Source organism: Actinacidiphila acidipaludis (assembly GCF_019890725.1).
Taxonomy (GTDB): Bacteria; Actinomycetota; Actinomycetes; order Streptomycetales; family Streptomycetaceae; genus Actinacidiphila; species Actinacidiphila acidipaludis.
In genome coordinates, this window is the sequence record NZ_JAINZZ010000004.1 from 49,245 (window position 1) to 66,764 (window position 17,520).

General features: G+C 74.8%; 16 protein-coding genes. 4 read left to right on the forward strand and 12 right to left on the reverse strand.

Translation table 11 applies throughout. The features are described 5' to 3' along the window. Positions 1–134 precede the first annotated feature (134 nt). The 11 genes from K7862_RS04880 to K7862_RS04925 all read right to left on the reverse strand — a co-directional run bounded on the left by K7862_RS04880 (position 135) and on the right by K7862_RS04925 (position 14,224). Complete coding sequence (locus K7862_RS04880) at positions 135–983, reverse strand: spherulation-specific family 4 protein (RefSeq protein WP_222960992.1); 849 nt, start codon at positions 981–983, stop codon at positions 135–137. Beyond that, positions 971–1,882, reverse strand: coding sequence for an NAD-dependent epimerase/dehydratase family protein (locus K7862_RS04885; protein ID WP_222960994.1), 912 nt, complete (start codon positions 1,880–1,882; stop codon positions 971–973). The genes K7862_RS04880 and K7862_RS04885 overlap by 13 nt, the downstream gene beginning before the upstream one ends. A 115-nt stretch (positions 1,883–1,997) precedes the next feature. After that, on the reverse strand, positions 1,998–3,788 hold the full coding sequence (locus tag K7862_RS04890; protein WP_222960996.1) for a hypothetical protein: 1,791 nt from the start codon (positions 3,786–3,788) through the stop codon (positions 1,998–2,000). A 152-nt stretch (positions 3,789–3,940) separates the two neighbouring features. After that, on the reverse strand, positions 3,941–5,611 hold the full coding sequence (locus K7862_RS04895) for a DUF3492 domain-containing protein (protein ID WP_222960999.1): 1,671 nt from the start codon (positions 5,609–5,611) through the stop codon (positions 3,941–3,943). 170 nt (positions 5,612–5,781) lie between these two features. Continuing rightward, entirely contained in the window at positions 5,782–7,611 is a 1,830-nt protein-coding gene (locus tag K7862_RS04900) for an ABC transporter ATP-binding protein (RefSeq protein ID WP_222961001.1), read from the reverse strand. Next, positions 7,608–8,597 (reverse strand): ABC transporter permease, encoded by a 990-nt coding sequence (locus tag K7862_RS04905; RefSeq protein ID WP_372461511.1) that lies wholly within the window; start codon positions 8,595–8,597, stop codon positions 7,608–7,610. Before K7862_RS04905 ends, K7862_RS04900 begins: the two co-directional genes overlap by 4 nt. Before the next feature lie 5 nt (positions 8,598–8,602). Then, positions 8,603–9,634 (reverse strand): ABC transporter permease, encoded by a 1,032-nt coding sequence (locus K7862_RS04910; protein WP_222961336.1) that lies wholly within the window; start codon positions 9,632–9,634, stop codon positions 8,603–8,605. 55 nt (positions 9,635–9,689) lie between these two features. Beyond that, on the reverse strand, positions 9,690–11,408 hold the full coding sequence (locus K7862_RS04915; protein WP_222961005.1) for an ABC transporter substrate-binding protein: 1,719 nt from the start codon (positions 11,406–11,408) through the stop codon (positions 9,690–9,692). Between the two features lie 189 nt (positions 11,409–11,597). Beyond that, entirely contained in the window at positions 11,598–11,696 is a 99-nt protein-coding gene (locus K7862_RS38415; protein ID WP_372461504.1) for an Ms4533A family Cys-rich leader peptide, read from the reverse strand. A 144-nt stretch (positions 11,697–11,840) separates the two neighbouring features. Next, entirely contained in the window at positions 11,841–13,187 is a 1,347-nt protein-coding gene (locus K7862_RS04920; protein ID WP_308011843.1) for a DUF3152 domain-containing protein, read from the reverse strand. A gap of 8 nt (positions 13,188–13,195) precedes the next feature. Further along, entirely contained in the window at positions 13,196–14,224 is a 1,029-nt protein-coding gene (locus K7862_RS04925; protein ID WP_222961008.1) for an alpha/beta fold hydrolase, read from the reverse strand. 110 nt (positions 14,225–14,334) lie between these two features. Between K7862_RS04925 and K7862_RS04930 the strand changes: the two genes are divergently transcribed. From K7862_RS04930 to K7862_RS04945, 4 genes are all read left to right on the forward strand, one after another. Further along, entirely contained in the window at positions 14,335–14,610 is a 276-nt protein-coding gene (locus tag K7862_RS04930) for a hypothetical protein (protein ID WP_262412684.1), read from the forward strand. Positions 14,611–14,739: 129 nt separating this feature from the next. Next, positions 14,740–15,381: a TetR/AcrR family transcriptional regulator gene (locus tag K7862_RS04935; protein ID WP_222961010.1), complete on the forward strand. Its 642-nt coding sequence runs from the start codon at positions 14,740–14,742 to the stop codon at positions 15,379–15,381. Between the two features lie 195 nt (positions 15,382–15,576). Next, positions 15,577–15,807: a DUF3107 domain-containing protein gene (locus K7862_RS04940; protein WP_222961012.1), complete on the forward strand. Its 231-nt coding sequence runs from the start codon at positions 15,577–15,579 to the stop codon at positions 15,805–15,807. Between the two features lie 132 nt (positions 15,808–15,939). Further along, positions 15,940–16,209 (forward strand): hypothetical protein, encoded by a 270-nt coding sequence (locus K7862_RS04945; RefSeq protein ID WP_222961015.1) that lies wholly within the window; start codon positions 15,940–15,942, stop codon positions 16,207–16,209. A gap of 60 nt (positions 16,210–16,269) precedes the next feature. Here the strand turns inward: K7862_RS04945 and K7862_RS04950 are convergent, their stop codons facing one another. Next, a complete protein-coding gene (locus tag K7862_RS04950; protein ID WP_222961017.1) occupies positions 16,270–17,010 on the reverse strand; it encodes a ferritin-like fold-containing protein in 741 nt (246 codons plus the stop codon). Between the last annotated feature and the right edge of the window lie 510 nt (positions 17,011–17,520).

Below are 17,520 nucleotides of genomic sequence, written 5' to 3' on the forward strand. Positions count from 1 at the left end.
GGAGCCGGCACGCACACGCTTTCGTGCAACACTGCCACGCCCGTCTTCATTCCAAGACACCCGGTCCGAGGACCGAGACATTTCCCGGCCACATGGTGGGCGGACGGCCGTCCCTCGCCGCCCACCCGCCAGGCTCACACCTTTCGCACCACTTCGTGCCAGTAGGCGGGTAGACCCGCCCAGGGATCGGCGCCCTCCAGCGCGCTCCGGTCGGTCATGCAGACCGTACCGGCGCCCTGCCAGCGGGCGATCCGCAGCGCTTCGTCCAGGTGGGCCGCGGACAGGCCGTGCACCAGGTGCGCGAACCGGGACGCCGGATAGGCCGCCGACCACTCCGGGGCCTCCGACCAGCGGTAGCGGGTCCAGGCACCGTTGAAGACCACGACCTGGTCGGCGATGTCCGCGTAGCCCGGGTAGGGGTAGACGCCGGGCGACAGCACGATCCGGGGCACGCGCCGAGCGGGACCCCCCGCCGCGTCCGGGCCCGCGACACCGTCCGGCTGCCCGTCGGCACCGTCAGCACCGCCGGCACCGTTGTCGTGCCGCCGCTCGTGCTCCTTCTCCAGCAGGGCGCGCAGCGTGCTGACCACCCGGCGGCACTCGGACGTCTCCACCCGCAGGGTCGGCGCGCGGTCCAGGTAGAAGCCGTCCACGCGGTACCAGTCCAGGTAGTGCGAGGCGTCGGAGACCAGCTGACCGAAGGGCCGCGTGCCGTGCGCGCAGTCCAGCAGTCCGAGGACCGGGACGCCGTTCTCACGGACGCGGGTCAGCGCCTCGGTGTACAGCGGGTCGCTGCGGCTGCCGGGGCCGCGCGACACGTCGAACGCGACCCAGTCCAGCGGCGTGCCCGGCCGGGCCAGCTCGGCCCACTCGGCGGGCGCGACCAGCGGGTGGGCGAAGGCGGGCACGCCGAAGCCGGTGCGGCCACCGCCGTCGCACCCGGCGGCCGGGAGCGGGGTGCGGGAGGGGATCAGACGCGGCATGCCGCCTCCATCCACACGTCGGCCAGCGACTCCTCCAGGCCGATCCGGGGCCGCCAGCCGAGCCGGTCGCGGGCCGTGCGGACGTCCGCCTGCTGCCACAGCCCGCAGCCGTCGGGGTACGGCGGCTGCACCGGCGGGGTGTGCGGCTCGTCCACCTCGTGCAGCACGCCGTCGAAGCCCGCGACGTGCGCGAGCGCCGCGGCCATGTCCCGCATCCGGACCGCCCGGCCGCTGCCGATGTTCACCACGCCCTGCGCCGCCGACAGCGACGCGGCGTGCACGGCGCGTGCGACGTCGCGCACGTCCACGAAGTCGCGCTGCACCGCCAGCCCGCCGAGCTTCAGCTCGCCGTCACCGTTCTGCATGGCCCGGCGCAGCGCCTCGGCGATCCGGCCGAGGGGCGCGCCGGTCGGGGTGCCGGGGCCGACCGGGCTGAACACCCGCAGCACCACCGCGTCCAGCCCCGAGCCGAGCACCAGCTCGGTGGCGGCCAGCTTGCTCACCCCGTACGGGCCGCCGGGCCGCGGCGCGGCGTCCTCCCCGGTGGACGCGCCGACCGGCGAGGGCCCGTACTCCGAACCGCAGCCGACCTGCACCAGCCGCGCGCCGATCCCGCTGCGCCGCAGCGCCTCGCAGATGGTCGCGACGGCGACGGTGTTCTGCCGGGTCAGGTCGCGCGCGTTGCCGCGGGTCGAGCCGGCGCAGTTGATGACGACGCCCGGGTGCACGGCGTCGAGGAACCGGGCGAGGACCCCGGGGGCGCCGGACGACAGGTCGAACCGCACGTCGGCGTCGTCGCTCCTGCCGAGCGCGGTGAGCTGGACGGCCGGGTCGGCGAGCAGGCGCTCGGCGACATGGCGCCCGAGGAAGCCGTCGGCTCCGAGCAGCAGCGCTCTCATCGGCTGCCTCCGGGCCTGCGGTGCGCGCCCGCGGCGCGCGGGGTGGTCGGGGTGGCTTGCGTGGTCACGGGTCGTTCTCCTGGGTGGCTCGTACGTCGCGTACCGGGGTACGGAGTCAGTTCGGTCGATGGGCCGCGGCGCGGGGCAGGACGCGGAACGCCTGCACGACGGCCACGGCGGCGGCGGCCGCGCAGACCAGGGCCTGCGCGGTGCCGTGCGGGCCGCCGGTCCCGAGGGCGGCGGCCAGCCGGAACGGCGCCTCGGCGGCGCAGGCCGCGGCGAGCACCGCCGCGGCGAAGGCGGCCCGGCCGTGCAGGGCCAGCAGCCGGGCGGTGAACAGCAGCAGCCCGAGCGCGGCGGGCGTGGCCACCGGTCCGGCCACGCCCAGCAGCGCGACCAGGACGACGGTGTATCCGGCGAGAGCGGCGCCCAACCGCGGGCGGACGGCGTCGGCGAAGTCGTCCAGGCTTTGGCTGGGGGCGAGTTGGGCCCGGGAGCGGACCGCGAACCAGTGCGCGCAGTACGCCGCGGGCAGCAGGCTCGCGGCGAGGCCGGGCGCGGTGGGTGTGGTCAGGGCCAGCAGGACGCAGGCCGCGAGGGCGGCCAGCGGCCCGCGGGCGTGCAGCGGGCCGCGGCGCAGGACCGCGTACCCGGCGAGCAGCACGAGGGCGGTGACGGCCGGGTCCGGCAGGAAGCGGGACGCCACCGCGCACACCGCGCCCGGCAGCAGGTAGCGGGCCGCGCCGGCCGGGTTCAGCCAGGCGCTCTCCCGCTTCCCCCGTACCGCCGCGGCGGCCTGGCCGGCCCGGGGCACCCGGGCGTACAGCTCCTCCGCCAGCCCGAACACGTCACGGTGCCGCAGTCGGCGCGCGTCCACGTCGGTCACGCCGTGGGCCTCCAGCCCGGCGGCGATCTCCCACACGTCCACGGCCCCCGCGATCAGGTCCTGATGCCGGTGCATCACCTGCCGCACCGGGTCCGCGGGGCCTCGCCTGCGGGGAAGTCCCCCGGAGGCGGGAGCAGTCGGGGGTGCGTCCCGGGACGACGCGCGGGAGGGGGCCGCGTCGCGGGAGGAGGCCGCGTCCCCGGAGGGCGTGCGCCCGGGCGGCGCCTTTCGGGGTGCCGCCTTGGCGGAGGCCGGGCTGCCGGGAGCCGCCGCGTGAACGGACGCCGCGGTCCCGGGGTCCGCGGTGCGTACGCCCCCGCGATCGGGCGTCGCGATCCCGGAGTTCGCGGTCCCGGCCTCCGCGATCCCGGCGCCCGCGCTCCCTGCCACCGCGGGCCCGAGGTCCGCGCTCTCGGTCGGCCCCTGGGCCGGCGCCGGTACTGCAGGGGTCGCGGCCGGTGTGGCGGGCTGCCAAATCGATTCGGCACATCCGGGTCCACCGTCTGCGGCGGCGGTTGTTCGTTCGCGCGCCGCCCCCGCGGGGCCGGTCGCCCCGGCCGACGGGATCTCCTGCGCAGGCGCTTCCGCCGTCGCGGCGTCCGCCGGGCCGCCGTCCGGCCGGGGCTCGTCCGTCGCACACCGTCCGGTGGGCGTCTCGGGGACCGTGACCGGCTGCCCGGTGGCCGTCGTGCCGCCCGCCGCGGACGTTCCCGCCCCGGGAGCCGGGCCTTCGGGTGCGGCCGCAACGGCGTCGTCGTCCCGCGGCCCGGCACCGGCTTCCGCATGCTGGGACGCGGCCTCGGCCTCGGCCTTGGCACCGGACGGCTCCGGCTCCAGCACCTCGGCGGCCATCTTCCACAGCTCGGCGAACCCGGCGCCCGCCGCCGCGGGCTGCTCGTCGCCCGGCTCGGAGACGTCCTCGGTCTCCACCTCGACCTCGACGCCGGCCTCCGCCTCACCGCCCGCCTCCGCCGCAGCGCCCGCCTCCGCGGACGAACCGCCGTCGGATGCCGGCCGCACAGGCCTCCCCCACAGCTCGGCGAAGGCCGCGGACTCAGCGGACGCTGCGGACTCAGCGGGCGGGGCCTCCACCGAGGACGTCGAGGGCGCGGACGCAGGCGCGGGTGAGAGGTGGAGGGGGGCGATGTCCGCTGGGGTCGCGGGGCGAGGACTCATCGGGGGACGTCTCCGGAGAGAAGGGAGGGGGCCAGGCGGGTGGGTGACCAGGACTCGGCGGGGCTGGTGAAGGGGCGGGGCTCGCCCGCGGACGACCAGAACGGCTCACGCGGGACGGGGTGGTGGGCCACCACGTCCAGGTAGCTCTCGCGGAACGCGTCCACGCACCGCCCGACCGTGAAGAGCGCCAGCGCCCGCTCCCGGGCCGCCGCGCCGAGCCGGGCCGCGCGTTCCGGCCCGCGCAGCAGCGCCAGCGTCGCCTCGGCGAGCGCCTTGGGGTTGCGCGGCGCCACGACCAGGCCGGTGCCGCCGATGACCTCGCGGACCGCGCCCACGTCGGTGGAGACCGTGGGCCGCCCGCAGAGCATCGCCTCGACGAGGGTGAGCGGGAAGCCCTCCGCGGTGCTGGACAGCACCACGACGTCGCCCGCGGCGTAGGCGTCGGCGAGTTCCGCGGCGCCCGGCGAACCGATCTCCTCGAAGCTGACCGGGCTCTCACCGACCGCGTGGGCGTGGGCCGCCTCGTCGGGGAAGAGCTGGGCGGCGAGCGAGCGGCAGTGGTCGAGGTAGCCGGCGGCGTCGGACGCACCGCGGAGGTGGAAGACCCGCAGGCGTGCCTGCGGCTCCTCCTTGCGTATCGCGTGGAAGGCGTGCAGCAGAGCGATGAGGTCCTTGGCGGGCTCGGCGCGGCCGACCCAGGCCACGGTCGGGTCGGCGTGCGCGGCCGGCGCCGCGGCCTCCGCCTCGGCCGCCTCCCCGGCGCGTTCGAAGCGGGTGGCGTCGATCCCCGGGTACACCGTCCGCATCCGCTCGCGCGGCGCGCCGCAGCGCTCCTGCCAGCGGCGGACGTGGGTGGAGCCGGGGGTGACGAGGGCGGCGGTCCGGTAGCCCTCGCCGGCCAGCAGCCGGTGGTAGGTGCCGAGCAACGCGCGGACGGCGGGGGTGAATCCGGCGGCGCGGTGGGCCAGCAGGGCCTCCCGCAGCCGCACGGTGTACTCGGTGACCATGAGCGGGGTGCCGCAGAACCGTTTGGCCAGCAGTCCCGGCAGCATCGCGGGACCGCCGGACACGGCGTGGCACACGTCGGCGGCGCCGAGTTCGCCGGGGCCGTACCAGGGCAGGGACAGCGGCCGCAGCTGGCGCTCCAGCAGGGCGGTGACGGTGAGGAGTTCGGACACCGTGGCGTCGCCGATCAGGGGGCGTACGCCGGGCGCACGGCACGCCGTCTCCAGCAGCACGAGCGCGTCGTGGCCGGTGAGCAGGGCGGGCAGGCCGCCGTGTTCCGCGGCGGACTCGGCCAGTCCGTAGAGCCCGGCGGCGAACCGTTCGGCGCGCTCGTTGGGGTGGGAGGCGTCCCGGCCGCCGGCCAGCGCGGCCGTGAACTCGCCGAAGTGCCAGCGGAAGGCGGCGTCCCGTGCCCGGCGCGCGGCCCGGCTGCGGTCGGCCGCGCCGCCGGCCGGCGGGGCGCCCCACAGCCGCTCGGTGAGCACCCGCCGCACCTGTTCGGGCGGCGCGACCTGCCCGCCCTCCTCGCCGCGCGGCGAACGGCTGAGCGCGTAGACGTCGAAGTCGTGGTGCGGCAGCCCGCGCACGAGCCGGTCGCACCAGGCGCCTCCCTCACCTCGCGCATACGGATACCCACCCTCGGTGAGCAGTGCGATCCGCACGGGTACGCCTCCTTTCGCGCCGTGTGCCCGGTGTTGCGGTCATCTGCCAGGCGTTGCCCGGCCCGACGACGGTATGCCGGTACGGCAGTGGCGCGACGGACGGTTGTCCGCCGCGCCACCAAAAGGGGTGAAGCGACGTAACTTCTCCCAGCGGGAGACGTTGTGGCGATCTAGTGTGCGGTCACCATCACGTCCCGCAGGGCGCGGCGGCTCTCCCGGCGGCCGGCCGCCTCGGCCGGATCGAGCACCGGCACGGCGGCCAGCAGGCCCTTGGTGTACGGGTCCTGAGGCGCGTCGTACACCTCGTCGACGGTGCCGGACTCCACGATCCGGCCGCCGCGCATCACCGCGACCCGGTCGCTGACCTGCCGCACGACGGCCAGGTCGTGGGCGATGAAGACCAGCGCCAGGCCGAGGTCGCGCTGGAGTTCGCCCAGCAGTGCAACGACCTGCGCCTGCGTGGTGACGTCCAGCGCGGACACCGGTTCGTCGCAGACGATCAGCTTCGGCTCGGGCGCCAGCGCCCGAGCGATGCCGACGCGCTGGCGCTGGCCGCCGCTGAACTCGTGCGGGTAGCGGTGGTACCAGTCCGGGTCGAGGCCGACCCGGTCCAGCAGGTCCTTCACCCGGGCCACCACGGCCGCGTCGGTCAGCCGGCCCTCGGCCCGCAGCGGGTCGGCGATCGACTCGCCGATGCTGCGGCGGGGGTTGAGCGAGGAGACCGGGTCCTGGAAGACCATCTGCAGCTCGCGCCGCAGCGGCCGCAGGGCCTTCTCGCCGAGGGCGGCGATGTCCCGGCCGCGGTAGTGGACGCGGCCCGCGGTCGGGTCCAGCAGCCGCACGAGCATCCGGCCGAGCGTCGTCTTGCCGGAGCCCGACTCGCCCACCACGCCGAGGGTTTCGCCCGCGCGCACGGTCAGGGACACGTCGTCCACCGCGGTGAACGCGTGGCGTCCGCGCCCGAACTCCCGCCGGAGGCCCTCGGCCACGAGCAACGCGCCGTCGTCCGCCGCCGGTACGCGACCCGCGCCCCGGGCCGGGGAGGGCTGGTCCTTCACGAACGAGGGCGCCCTAGCGCCGGCGGCCACCGCGGGGGTGTCCTCGGCGGAACCGCTCAATGCCGCGGCCGCGTTCTCGGGCTCACCGTCGGCCTCGACGTCGGTCTCGGTCTCGGCCTCGACGTCGGTGTCGGCCGCCGCCGGCACGGGCCCGTCCAGCCGCGGGACCGCGGTCAGCAGCGCCCGGGTGTAGGCCGCCGCCGGCGCATCGAGCACGCTCGCGACCGGACCGCGTTCGACCGCGGTCCCGTCCCGCATGACGAGGATGTCGTCGACGCTGCCGGCGACGACGCCCAGGTCGTGGGTGACCAGGAGCAGCGCCATGCCGGTCTCGGCCCGCAACTCGTGGAGCAGGTCCAGGATCTGGGCCTGCACGGTGACGTCGAGCGCCGTCGTCGGCTCGTCCGCGATGAGCAGCCGCGGTTCGCACGCCAGCGCCATGGCGATCAGCGCGCGCTGCCGCATGCCGCCGCTGAACTCGTGCGGCCGGGAACGGGACCGGCGGGCGGCGTCGGCGATGCCGACGCGGTCCAGCACCTCCACCGCCCGCGCGCGGGCCGCGGACTTCGACACCCGGTGGTGCACCCGGTACACCTCGGCGATCTGGTCGCCGATCGCGTAGTACGGATCGAGGGCGGACAGCGGGTCCTGGAAGACCATGGCGGCCGCACCGCCGCGCAGCCGCCGCAGTTCGGCGTCGTCCGCGGCGAGCACGTCGGTGCCCGCGACCCGGACGGTGCCGGAGACCCGGGCGCCGGTGCCGCGGTGCAGTCCGAGCAGGGCGTACGCGGTGGCGCTCTTGCCGGAGCCGGACTCCCCCACCAGCCCGAGCGCCCGGCCCGCGCCGAGGGTGAAGTCCAGCCCGTCGACGGCCCGGACGGAACCGCCGTCGGTCGGGAACTCGATACGGAGGCCGGCGACCTCGACCAGAGGCGTCGTCATGCCAGCACCACCCTTCGGTCGGCGAGCGCGTAGAGCACGTCGGCGACGGCGTTGGCCAGCACCACGGCCAGCCCCATCACCAGGACGATCCCGACGACCACCGGCAAATCCTTGAGCTGCACGGACTGCACGAGCTGCTGGCCGAGGCCCGGGATGCCGAAGAGCGTCTCGGTGAGCAGCGCGCCGCCGAACATCGTGCCGAGGTCCAGTGCGGACAGCGCGATCACCGGGGTGAGCGCGCCGCGCAGCGCGTGCCGCCGCACGACCGCTCCCTCGCCGACGCCGTAGGCGCGGAAGGTCCTGATGTGGTCCTCGGCGAGCGTCTCCAGCATCGACGAGCGGGTCAGCCGCGCGTACTTGGCGGCCTCGACCAGCGCGAGCGCCAGCCAGGGCAGCAGCAGGTTCCACGCCCACTGCTGCGGGTCGTCGGTGAGGGAGACGTACGAGGGGTACGGCAGCCACTGCAGCCACGAGCAGAACACGAGCAGCAGCAGGATGCCGGTGATGAACACCGGGGTGGCGACGCCGACCAGGGTGAACCCGGTGAGCAGCCGCTCGGTGATCCCGCCGCGGCGCAGCGCCGACAGCAGGCCGGTGCCGACACCGATGACCAGCCACAGCACCATCGCGCCCAGCGCCAGCGAGGCGGTGGCGGGCAGCTTCTCGGCGATGAGGTGGGTGACCAGTTCGCCGGTGCGGTACGACTGGCCGAGGCACGGCGCGGGGCAGTGCAGCGAGCCGGTGCCGGTGCTGTAGGTGTGGCCGGTGACGATGCCCTGCAGGAAGTGCCAGAACTGCAGGTACACCGGGTCGTCGAGGCCCATCTGCCCGCGGATCTGGGCGACCTGGGCGGTCGAGCACTTGGGGCCGCAGGCGAGCCGGGCGGCGTCGCCGGGCGCGATGTAGAACACCGCGTACAGCACGGCCGCCAGCACCAGCAGGACGAGCACGGCCTGCAGGAAGCGGCGTACGAGGAAGGCCGGCAGCCCGGTCATGCGGCACCACCTCCGCGCGGGTCGGCGGGACCGGGAATGCCGCTCGCGGCGTCGGCCGGGGTCGCGGCCGAGTCAGCGGTCCCGGCGCCGCGGCGGCCCGCCCGGGTGCCGACCCGCAGCCGGCTGGCGGCCCGCGGGTCGAGGGCGGTCCTGATGCCGTCGGCGAAGACGGTGAAGGCCAGCACGGTCACGAACAGCAGCACGGCCGGCAGCAGCACGTACGACGAGTCGGCCTGGTACCAGGTGGTCGCGCTGGAGAGCATCTGCCCCCAGGACGGGGTGGGCGGGGTGACGCCGATGCCGAGGAAGGACAGGCCCGCCTCGGACACGATGTTCGTGGGCAGGGTGATCGCCGCGTACGTCAGCACCGGCGCGACCAGCGCGGGCAGCAGTTCGCGGCGGGCGGTACGCCAGGGCGACGACCCGGCGAGCCGGGACGCCGCCACGTAGTCGAGGGACTTCTGGGTGAGCACCTGGGCCCGCACGATCTTCGCGAAGCCGCCCCAGGCGAGGAAGCCCAGGACCAGGGTCAGCAGCACCGGCCGCGGGAACGAGCCGGGCACCACGGCGAGCAGGGCGATGGCCAGGATCAGCGCGGGCATGACGACGAAGACGTCGGTGACGCGGCTGAGCAGGCTGTCGACCCAGCGGCTGCCGAGTCCGGCGGCCAGCCCGAAGGCCACGCCGATCAGCACCTGCAGGATCGTCGCGCCGATCGCCACGCCGAGCGAGACGCGGGCGCCGTAGACCAGCCGGGCGAACAGGTCGCGGCCGGTGCCGGGTTCGACGCCCAGCCAGTGGGAGCCGCTGATCCCGCCGAAGTGGCCGAGCGGCACCCCGCCGGACGCGGAGTCCACCAGGCCCGGGTGGTAGCTGGTGGTGTCCTGCCCCTCGATCGCGGCGAGCAGCGGGGCGCCCGCCGCGATGAGGACCAGCAGCACGATGACCACGCCGCCGGTCAGGGCGGCGGGGCGGCCGCGCAGCCGCCGCCATATCTGCCGGGCCCCCGACGGGGGAGCGGGCGGCATCGTGCCCACTCCCCCGTCGGTGACCGCGGTGGGTGTTCCTGCGACCGTCACGGCGTCACTTCACCGCGACCTGGGAGACGTCCAGCACACCGGTCCAGTCGCTGATGACGACGTTCCTGATGTCCTTGCCGTACAGCCTCTTGTAGACCGGGTGGTAGAGCGGGACGGTGACCGCCTGCTCGCCGATCTTCTTGTCCAGCGCGCCCCAGCGGACCGCGGCGGCCTTGAGGTCGGTGATCTTGTTGATCGCGTCGATCTCGTTGTTGACCGAGGGGTCGTCGAGCTGGGCGTTGTTGAAGTTGTCGCCGCCCTTCACGATCTGGCGGCCGTCGAAGATCGGGCCGAGGAAGGGACCGCCGGACGGCCAGTCCGCGCCCCAGCCGGCGAGGAAGAAGCCGGGCTCGGACTGCACGTTGTGGATCTTGTCGCTGTAGGCGTTGTGCTCCTGGCCGTCCAGCTTGACGGTGATGCCCGCGACCTTGAGCGCCTCCTGGAGCGCGGTGGCGACCTCGGGACCCTGCTCGTCGCCCTTGGTGACGTCGTGGGTCAGGGTGACGGTCAGGCCGTTGGGGTAACCGGCCTCCTTCAGCAGCTCCTTGGCCTTGGCCGGGTTGCCGTCGGCGCCGGCCGGGAACGGGTCGTACGGCGTGTAGCCGAACGCGGCCTGCTGCGGCAGGAAGGTGGTGGCGGCCTCGTTGAGCGAGGAGCCGCCCTGCGCGTTGATCACCGTGGTGCGGTTGACCGCGTAGGCGATCGCCTCGCGCACCTTGATGTTGTCGAACGGCTTCACCTTCGGGTTGAAGGCGATGTAGTCGGTGTAGCCGAAGTGGCCGGTGCCGACGCGGCCGGCCAGGCTCTTGTCGCCGCTGACCTTGGCGAGTTCGGCCGGGCCGAGGTTGGTGTCGGTGGTGACGGCGTCCGCGTCCTTGCCCACGCCCGCGGACAGCCGCTGGTTGATCACGGCCTGGTCGATGCCGGACTGGACGTCGATGGTGTCCGGGTACGCCTTGCGCTGGCCGTCGGTGGTCGCCGACCAGTTGGGGTTGCGCTTGAGCACGATGTGCTCACCGTTGTTCTCGTTGCTGACCACCTCGTACGGGCCGGAGGAGACCGGGTGCTCGGCGTACTTGGTGCCGGTGTCCTTGGCCTTGGGCACCGGGGCGAACGAGGTCTGGGTCGCCAGCAGCGGGAACTCGCCCTCGGGCTTGTTCAGGTGGAAGACGATCGTCTTGGCGTCCGGCGTCTCGATCGCGGACAGGCCCTTGGGGTCCTTGTACGGGCCCTGGTAGTCCGCCGCGCCGACCAGCCAGTCGCGCAGGTAGGGGGCGCCGCCGGACAGTTCGGGGGCGAAGGACCGCTCGATGTCGTACTTGATGTCGGCGGTGGTGATGGGCGTGCCGTCCTGGTACTTCAGGCCGTCCTTGAGGTGGTACGTCCACACCGTGGCGTCCTTGCTCGGCTCACCGGTGTCGGTGGCGAGGTCGGGGACGACCTTGGTGCCGGCGGCGCCGTCGGCGCGGTTGCGGGTGGTCAGCGTCCGGTAGACCAGCGAGGGGATGTTGCCGCCGCCGGAGGTGTACAGGCGCGCCGGGTCGAAGTCCTCCTGCGCCTGGTTGTTCAGGACGTAGAGCGTGCCGCCCTGGTGCGGGGTGGCGTCGGCGCCCGCCTTGGCGTCGCTGCCGCTCTTCGGGCCGCAGGCGACGGCCCCTCCCGCAAGGGCCAGACCGATGGCTATCACGCCGATACGGCGGGATGTGACGGGCAGATGACGCATCGTGGGACCTTTCACAGGCAGAGCGGGGAAACGGGAGGGACTGCGGGGATCCGTTCCGCGGCAGGGCACGGCACAGCACGGCTCGGGGCAGCGCTCGGCGCGGAGGGACAGGGCGGAGGAGTCCGCCGGGATCAGCCCGGGCGGCGGAGGCGGGTGGTGCGCGCCTCTACGCGGCGGGGCTGGAGATGATCACCGACAGTGCACGTCGGCGACGCAGTGCGCGGCCACGCCGATCAGCGCCAGCTCGATGCTGGCGCGCAAGGACGACGGTGCGTGGCGGTGCGACATGCTCAGAAGAGTGCAGCGAAGCGGGGCCGGATGTCAAAGTGACATCAAGAGAAGCGATAAGGATCACTTATGCGGTCGGCCGACGGCAGAAAGTCGGGCCCGGCCGCCGGCCGCGCCGGGGCGGGGGTCACGGTCGGACCGGCCCTAGGGGAACGGCCAGGCGTTGGGCTTGCAGGTCGGGCCGCCGTCGAGCGACAGGAACTTGGTCTGCTGCATCATCACCGGGGCCGGCGCGCCCTCCTTGGGGCACCCCACGTGGTCGTGCCCGAGACGGTGCCCGACCTCGTGGTTGATCAGCATCTGCCGGTACGCGAGCATCCGCTCCGGGCCGTAGGTCACCGCGCCCTGCGCCCAGCGGTAGGCGTTGATCATCGTCCGGGGAGTCGACGCGGAGTCACATGACACGTTCTCAACCGACGTGTCCAGACCGGACTTCGCGCACCACTTGGCCGTCGTCCCGGGGCTGGCCAGCGTGACCACGATGTCGGCGGGCCCGGAGGACACCCGCTCGAAGGTCATCGTGCCGCCGTGGCCCCAGCTCCGGGGATCGTTCAGGGTGGCGAAGACCGCGTCGGAGAACAGCCGGGCGTCCAGCTCCAGCCCCTGCTCGACGTCCACCCGGAACTTCAGCACCTTGCCCCTGCCCGGCGCGGCCTGGTGACCGGGCACGGTCGTGAAGGCCCCGGACAGGGCGAGCTTGGGGTCCAGCGGGTACTGGCGGGCCATCAGCTCGTCGTAGGAGGGGGCGGCCGCGGGCGCGTCGGAGGACCGGGCCTGCGAGCGGGAGGCCTCACCCGCGGTGGACCGGGCGCCGCCGTCCGGGCCCGGGTTGCCGCCGCTGCCGGTGGGGTGCCTGCCGCCGCCGGTCGCCTGGCCGCCGACCACGACGGCGAGCACGGTGACCACCGCGGCCGCCGCGGCGCCGCTGATCGCGCGGCCCTTGCCGCCCCCGCGCCGGCCGCCGTCGCCGTCGCCGGGGTGTTCGCCGTCGCCGCCGGCCGCCATCCGAGCGGAGGCGGCCGCCGGGGCGGTTGCCGCGACCGGCGCATCGAAGGCGTCGACGAACTCCTGGCGGGGCCGCGGGACCAGGCGTCCCTGCGGCGCCGCGAGCGGCCGTCCCGCGGTGGCGGCCGGCGGCCGCAGCGCGGCGGCGGTGTCGTAGGGCGCCCAGTCGGCCGCCCACTCCTCGACCGGGTCCGGCAGCAGGTCACGGCGGCGGCCCGGGACGCCGGCCCGGCCTGCGGGCCAGCCGCCCGAGGCTCCCCAGGCCGCGTGCTCGCGGTGCTCGGGGTGGGCCTGCGGCGGGCCGCCGGCCTCCCGCGGCCGGACGACCGCGAAGCCGCCGGTGTCCGCGTCGGCGTCGCCGCGCCGGCGCCGCCCGGTGCCCGGGGCGCCGACCGGCGGCGGTGTCCGGTGCGGACCGGGCGACGAGGCACGGCCGCCCGCGCCGCTCTGGCCGCCGGTCCCCTCACTAGCGCTGTGTTTGCCCACGCCGTCGCTCAGCTCCCGGTTGCCGCTGTGCTCGTCGGACTGTCCTGTGTCCCGGTCGTGCCGGTGCCCGCGCCGCCGCCGCGGTGGCCGAGCTCGTCGAGCAGGTCGCGGAAGGCGCGGGCGACCAGTTCCGGGTGCTCCATCATCGCCACGTGGCCGCTCTGGGGGATCATAAGCAGCCGGGAGTCGCGGAAGGCGCGGGACGCGCGGCGGGCGGTCCGCACCGACACCAGCCGGTCCCGGCCGCCGTACACCAACAGGGTCGGCGCGAGCACCCGCTCGGCCTGCCGCCACAGCGCGTGCTGCCCGCCCAGGGTGTAGGCGTTCACGATGCCGCGGGTCGAGCGGACCATCACGTCCCAGAAGTACGGCAGGTCCAGCCGGCGCTGGTATTCCACCGCGGCGTCCGCGCGGGCCTGGGCATCCACGATCGAGGGGTCGCCGTAGCAGAGCGCGAGCAGCGCCGCGGTGCGCTGCTCGATCGACCACCGGCGGGTGGCCCGCATGTAGAGCTGCGGCAGCCCCGGGACCGAGGCCAGACCGGTGGGCCAGGCGCTGAGCTGCGGCGGGATCTCTGGCAGCGCCGGGGAGATCAGCGTGAGGGTGCGGACCAGGTCGGGCCGCGCGGCGGCCACCTTCACCGCGACCGCGCCGCCCATCGAGTTGCCGAACAGGTGCACCGGCCCGCGCCGCTCGGACTCCAGCAGCCGCACCACGGCCCTGGCGTGCCCGGCGATCGAGTAGTTGCCGTCGTCCGGGGGCGGCGAGTGCCCGAAGCCGGGCAGGTCCAGCGCCTCCCCGGCGACCGTGCCGGCCAGCCGCGCCATCAGCGCCGTCCAGTTCTGCGAGGAGCCGCCCAGACCGTGCACGCACAGCGCGGGCTCCGCGTCACGACTCCCGGGACCGGACCTGACCAGCAGGCCGAGGCCGGGCAGGTCGACCGTGCGGGCCGACTCCCCGGCGGCGAGCACCGGCCCCGCGGGCGGGACGGTCGACGCCGTGGCGACGGCCGCGAGCGGGGAATCGGTCGTTGGCATGGGCCAATGTTACGAGACGATCACGTGAACAACCGTGTGTTCGGCGCCACAACTGGGTGAGAAGACAAAACGGGCGCACCCTTGGAGCAGGGGCGAGAAACGGAGAGGCCATGTCCGACAGGACCCAGCACATCCGCGACAGCCGTGACGTCGAGGGCGTCGAACGGGACGCCGACGAGCTCGACGACGGCACGGCGCAGGAGTCCGACGCCGGCCTCGGCCTGGAGGCCCCGGAGGCCGACACCGCCGAGCAGCGCGCCGAGGTGCTGCAGCGCGGCGACGAGCCCGTGACCGCCCGGTCCGCGGACCGGAACGGCGAGGCGGACCCGGCGGACACCGCGGAGCAGCGCCGGGTGGTGGTGGAGGACGAGGAGGACTACCGCTGATCGGTTCCAGGGAGTGAGAATGTCCGCCCGCACGGAGCACAGGATCGTTACCGAAAAGTACGATGGCCATCGCAGAGACCCCGTGGTTCAGTCCATCGTTCACTTCTTTCACCAGAACTGGGAGGCGGCGTGACAGCCATCGAGCAGACTCAGGCGCGGCCGCGCGGCACCCGCCTGCCCCGCAGGGCCCGGCGTGAGCAGCTGCTGGGGGCGGCCCAGGAGGTTTTCGTCGCCCAGGGCTACCACGCGGCCGCGATGGACGACATCGCCGAGCGCGCCGGCGTCAGCAAGCCGGTGCTCTACCAGCACTTCCCCGGAAAGCTGGAGCTCTACCTGGCGCTGCTGGACCAGCACTGCGAGTCGCTGCTGCAGTCCGTGCGCGGCGCGCTGGCGTCCACCACGGACAACAAGAAGCGCGTCGAGGCGACCATGGACGCGTACTTCGCCTACGTCGAGGACGAGGGCGGCGCGTTCCGGCTGGTCTTCGAGTCCGACCTGACGAACGAGCCGGCCGTGCGCGAGCGCGTCGACAAGGTGTCGCTGCAGTGCGCGGAGGCCATCAGCGAGGTCATCGCCGAGGACACCGGGCTGGCCCGCGAGCAGTCCATGCTGCTGGCGGTGGGCCTGGGCGGCGTCTCCCAGGTCGTCGCCCGCTACTGGCTGGCGAGCGGCAGCGGGGTCCCGCGTGACACCGCGGTGCAGCTGCTGACCTCGCTGGCCTGGCGCGGCATCGCCGGCTTCCCGCTGCACGGCACCGACGGCCACCACTGAGGCGAGGGGCCGCCGGTCCGGGGCGGCCGCCGAGCCGGGGCGCCACCGGTCCGAGGGGCCGGTGAGCCGCGGATCGGGGTGTTCGCTCACGGCGTTTCCCCGCCGCCGATTCCCGCCGCCCCGGCCGGGCTAGTCTGTGCAGCGTACGGCGCGATCGACCGCGCACACCGCCAGACCATCGGAGGTATCCAAGCCGTGGAGGTCAAGATCGGCGTGCAGCACGCGCCGCGCGAGATCAGCATCGAGAGCGCGCAGACGGCCGAAGAGGTGGAGAAGGCCGTCGCCGCGGCGCTCTCCGGGGACGCGAAGTTGCTCAGCCTGGAGGACGAGCACGGCCGCAAGGTCCTGATTCCCGCGGACCGTCTCGCCTACATCGAGATCGGCGAGCCGGCGACCCGCCGGGTCGGCTTCGGCGCCGCGCTCTGAGGCGTCACCGCAGCATCCGCGGAGAGGCGGCGACCGGTGGTGACCGGTTGCCGCCTCTCCGTTTCACCTGCTGGTCCCGACGGGTAGGAGGCGGGTGAGCACGCCGGCCCGAACAGACCGGAGGGGATCAGCATGTTGTGGGAAGCCGTGGCCTATGCCGTGATCGGACTCGCCGCCGCGCTCGCGGCCAGCCGCCTGCTGCCCCGGCGGCTCCCCCGCTCGCCGCTGGTGCTGGCCACCGGCCCCGGCGCGGCGCTGGCCGGCGGCCTGATCGCCCGCACCATCGTCGGCGCCGGCCACCTGGAGGCCACGCTTCCGGCGGCCCTCGGCGTCTCCCTGGCCCTGCTCAGCCTGCTGGCCCGCCCCGACGCCCGCTCCTCCTGGGGCCTGATCAAGGACTGACGCCCGCCGCGCACGGCGGGGGCGGCTCCCCGCCGCGCCGGCCGTACCGTCGTGCGGGGCTCAGGCGGCGAGACCGAGAGCGGCCATGCGCTTGGTGTGGGCCTCGGTGATGCGGGAGAACATCTTGCCGACCTCGGCGAGGTCGAAGCCGTCCGCGACGCCCCCGACGAGCATCGTGGAGAGCGCGTCGCGGTCGGCGACCACCCGCTGGGCCTGCGAGAGCGCCTCGCCCATCAGCCGGCGGGCCCACAGGGCGAGCCGCCCGCCCACCCGCGGTTCGGCCTCGATGGCCGCCCGCACCTTCTCGACCGCGAAGGTGGCGTGCCCGGTGTCGTCCAGCACCGCCAGCACCAGCGTGCGGGTGTCGGTGTCCAGGCGGACGGCCACCTCGCGGTAGAAGTCGGACGCGATCGAGTCGCCGACGTACGCCTTGACCAGGCCCTCCAGCCAGTCCGAGGGGGCGGTCTGGCGGTGGAACTCGTCCAGTGCCGCGCCGAACGGCAGCATCGCCTCGTTCGCCGCCTCGCCGATCTCCGTGAGCCGGTCGCGGAGCTGCGCGAAGTGGTGGAACTCCGCCGCCGCCATGGCCGCCAGCTCCGCCTTGTCCTCCAGGGTGGGCGCGAGTTTCGCGTCCTCCGCGAGCCGCTCGAACGCGGCCAGCTCGCCGTAGGCGAGCGCGCCGAGCAGATCGACGACGGCGGCCCGGTAGTGCGGGTCCGCGGACGCGGCGGCCCAGTCCTGGGCGGCGATCCCGGTGGGGACGGGGGCGGGGGTCCGGTCGGGCGTGTCAGGCGTCTCCATGCAGCGCACAATAGCCAAGTCCGCGCCCGGCGTAAGACCCCCGCCCCGACGCGCCGCCGCAGGCCGCGCCGAGTGCCGGGGGGCCGCCGGCGCCGTGGGACACCGGCGGCCCCCCGGCACTCGCCGGCCCGGACGACGGCGGAACGCGGGCGTGGGCGGGGCGCGGCCGGGGTGTCGCCGGGGCGTCACTGAGGCCATCACGTCCCGAACGAAACATTTGATCGGGTGCAGCTACGACTTTCCGGGGTAGAGTGGTATTGCACCCGTCGGGCATCGGCGCGTTTCCGATCATCCGGCGGGCGACGTGTGCAACACCTGGATGCCCGGTCGGTGGCCCGATCGGCTCCGAACCGACCGCCTTCCCGACATCGGGAGGGGCCCGCTCGCGGCATGAGCGAGGGCAGCGGTCCCGCGCTCCGCAGCCACCTACGGCTGCACGACACACCTCTGCGCGGTCAGTGGCCGACGCCGTATCCCTACGGCGCCCCGGCGCTCGACCCCCCTTGCCGC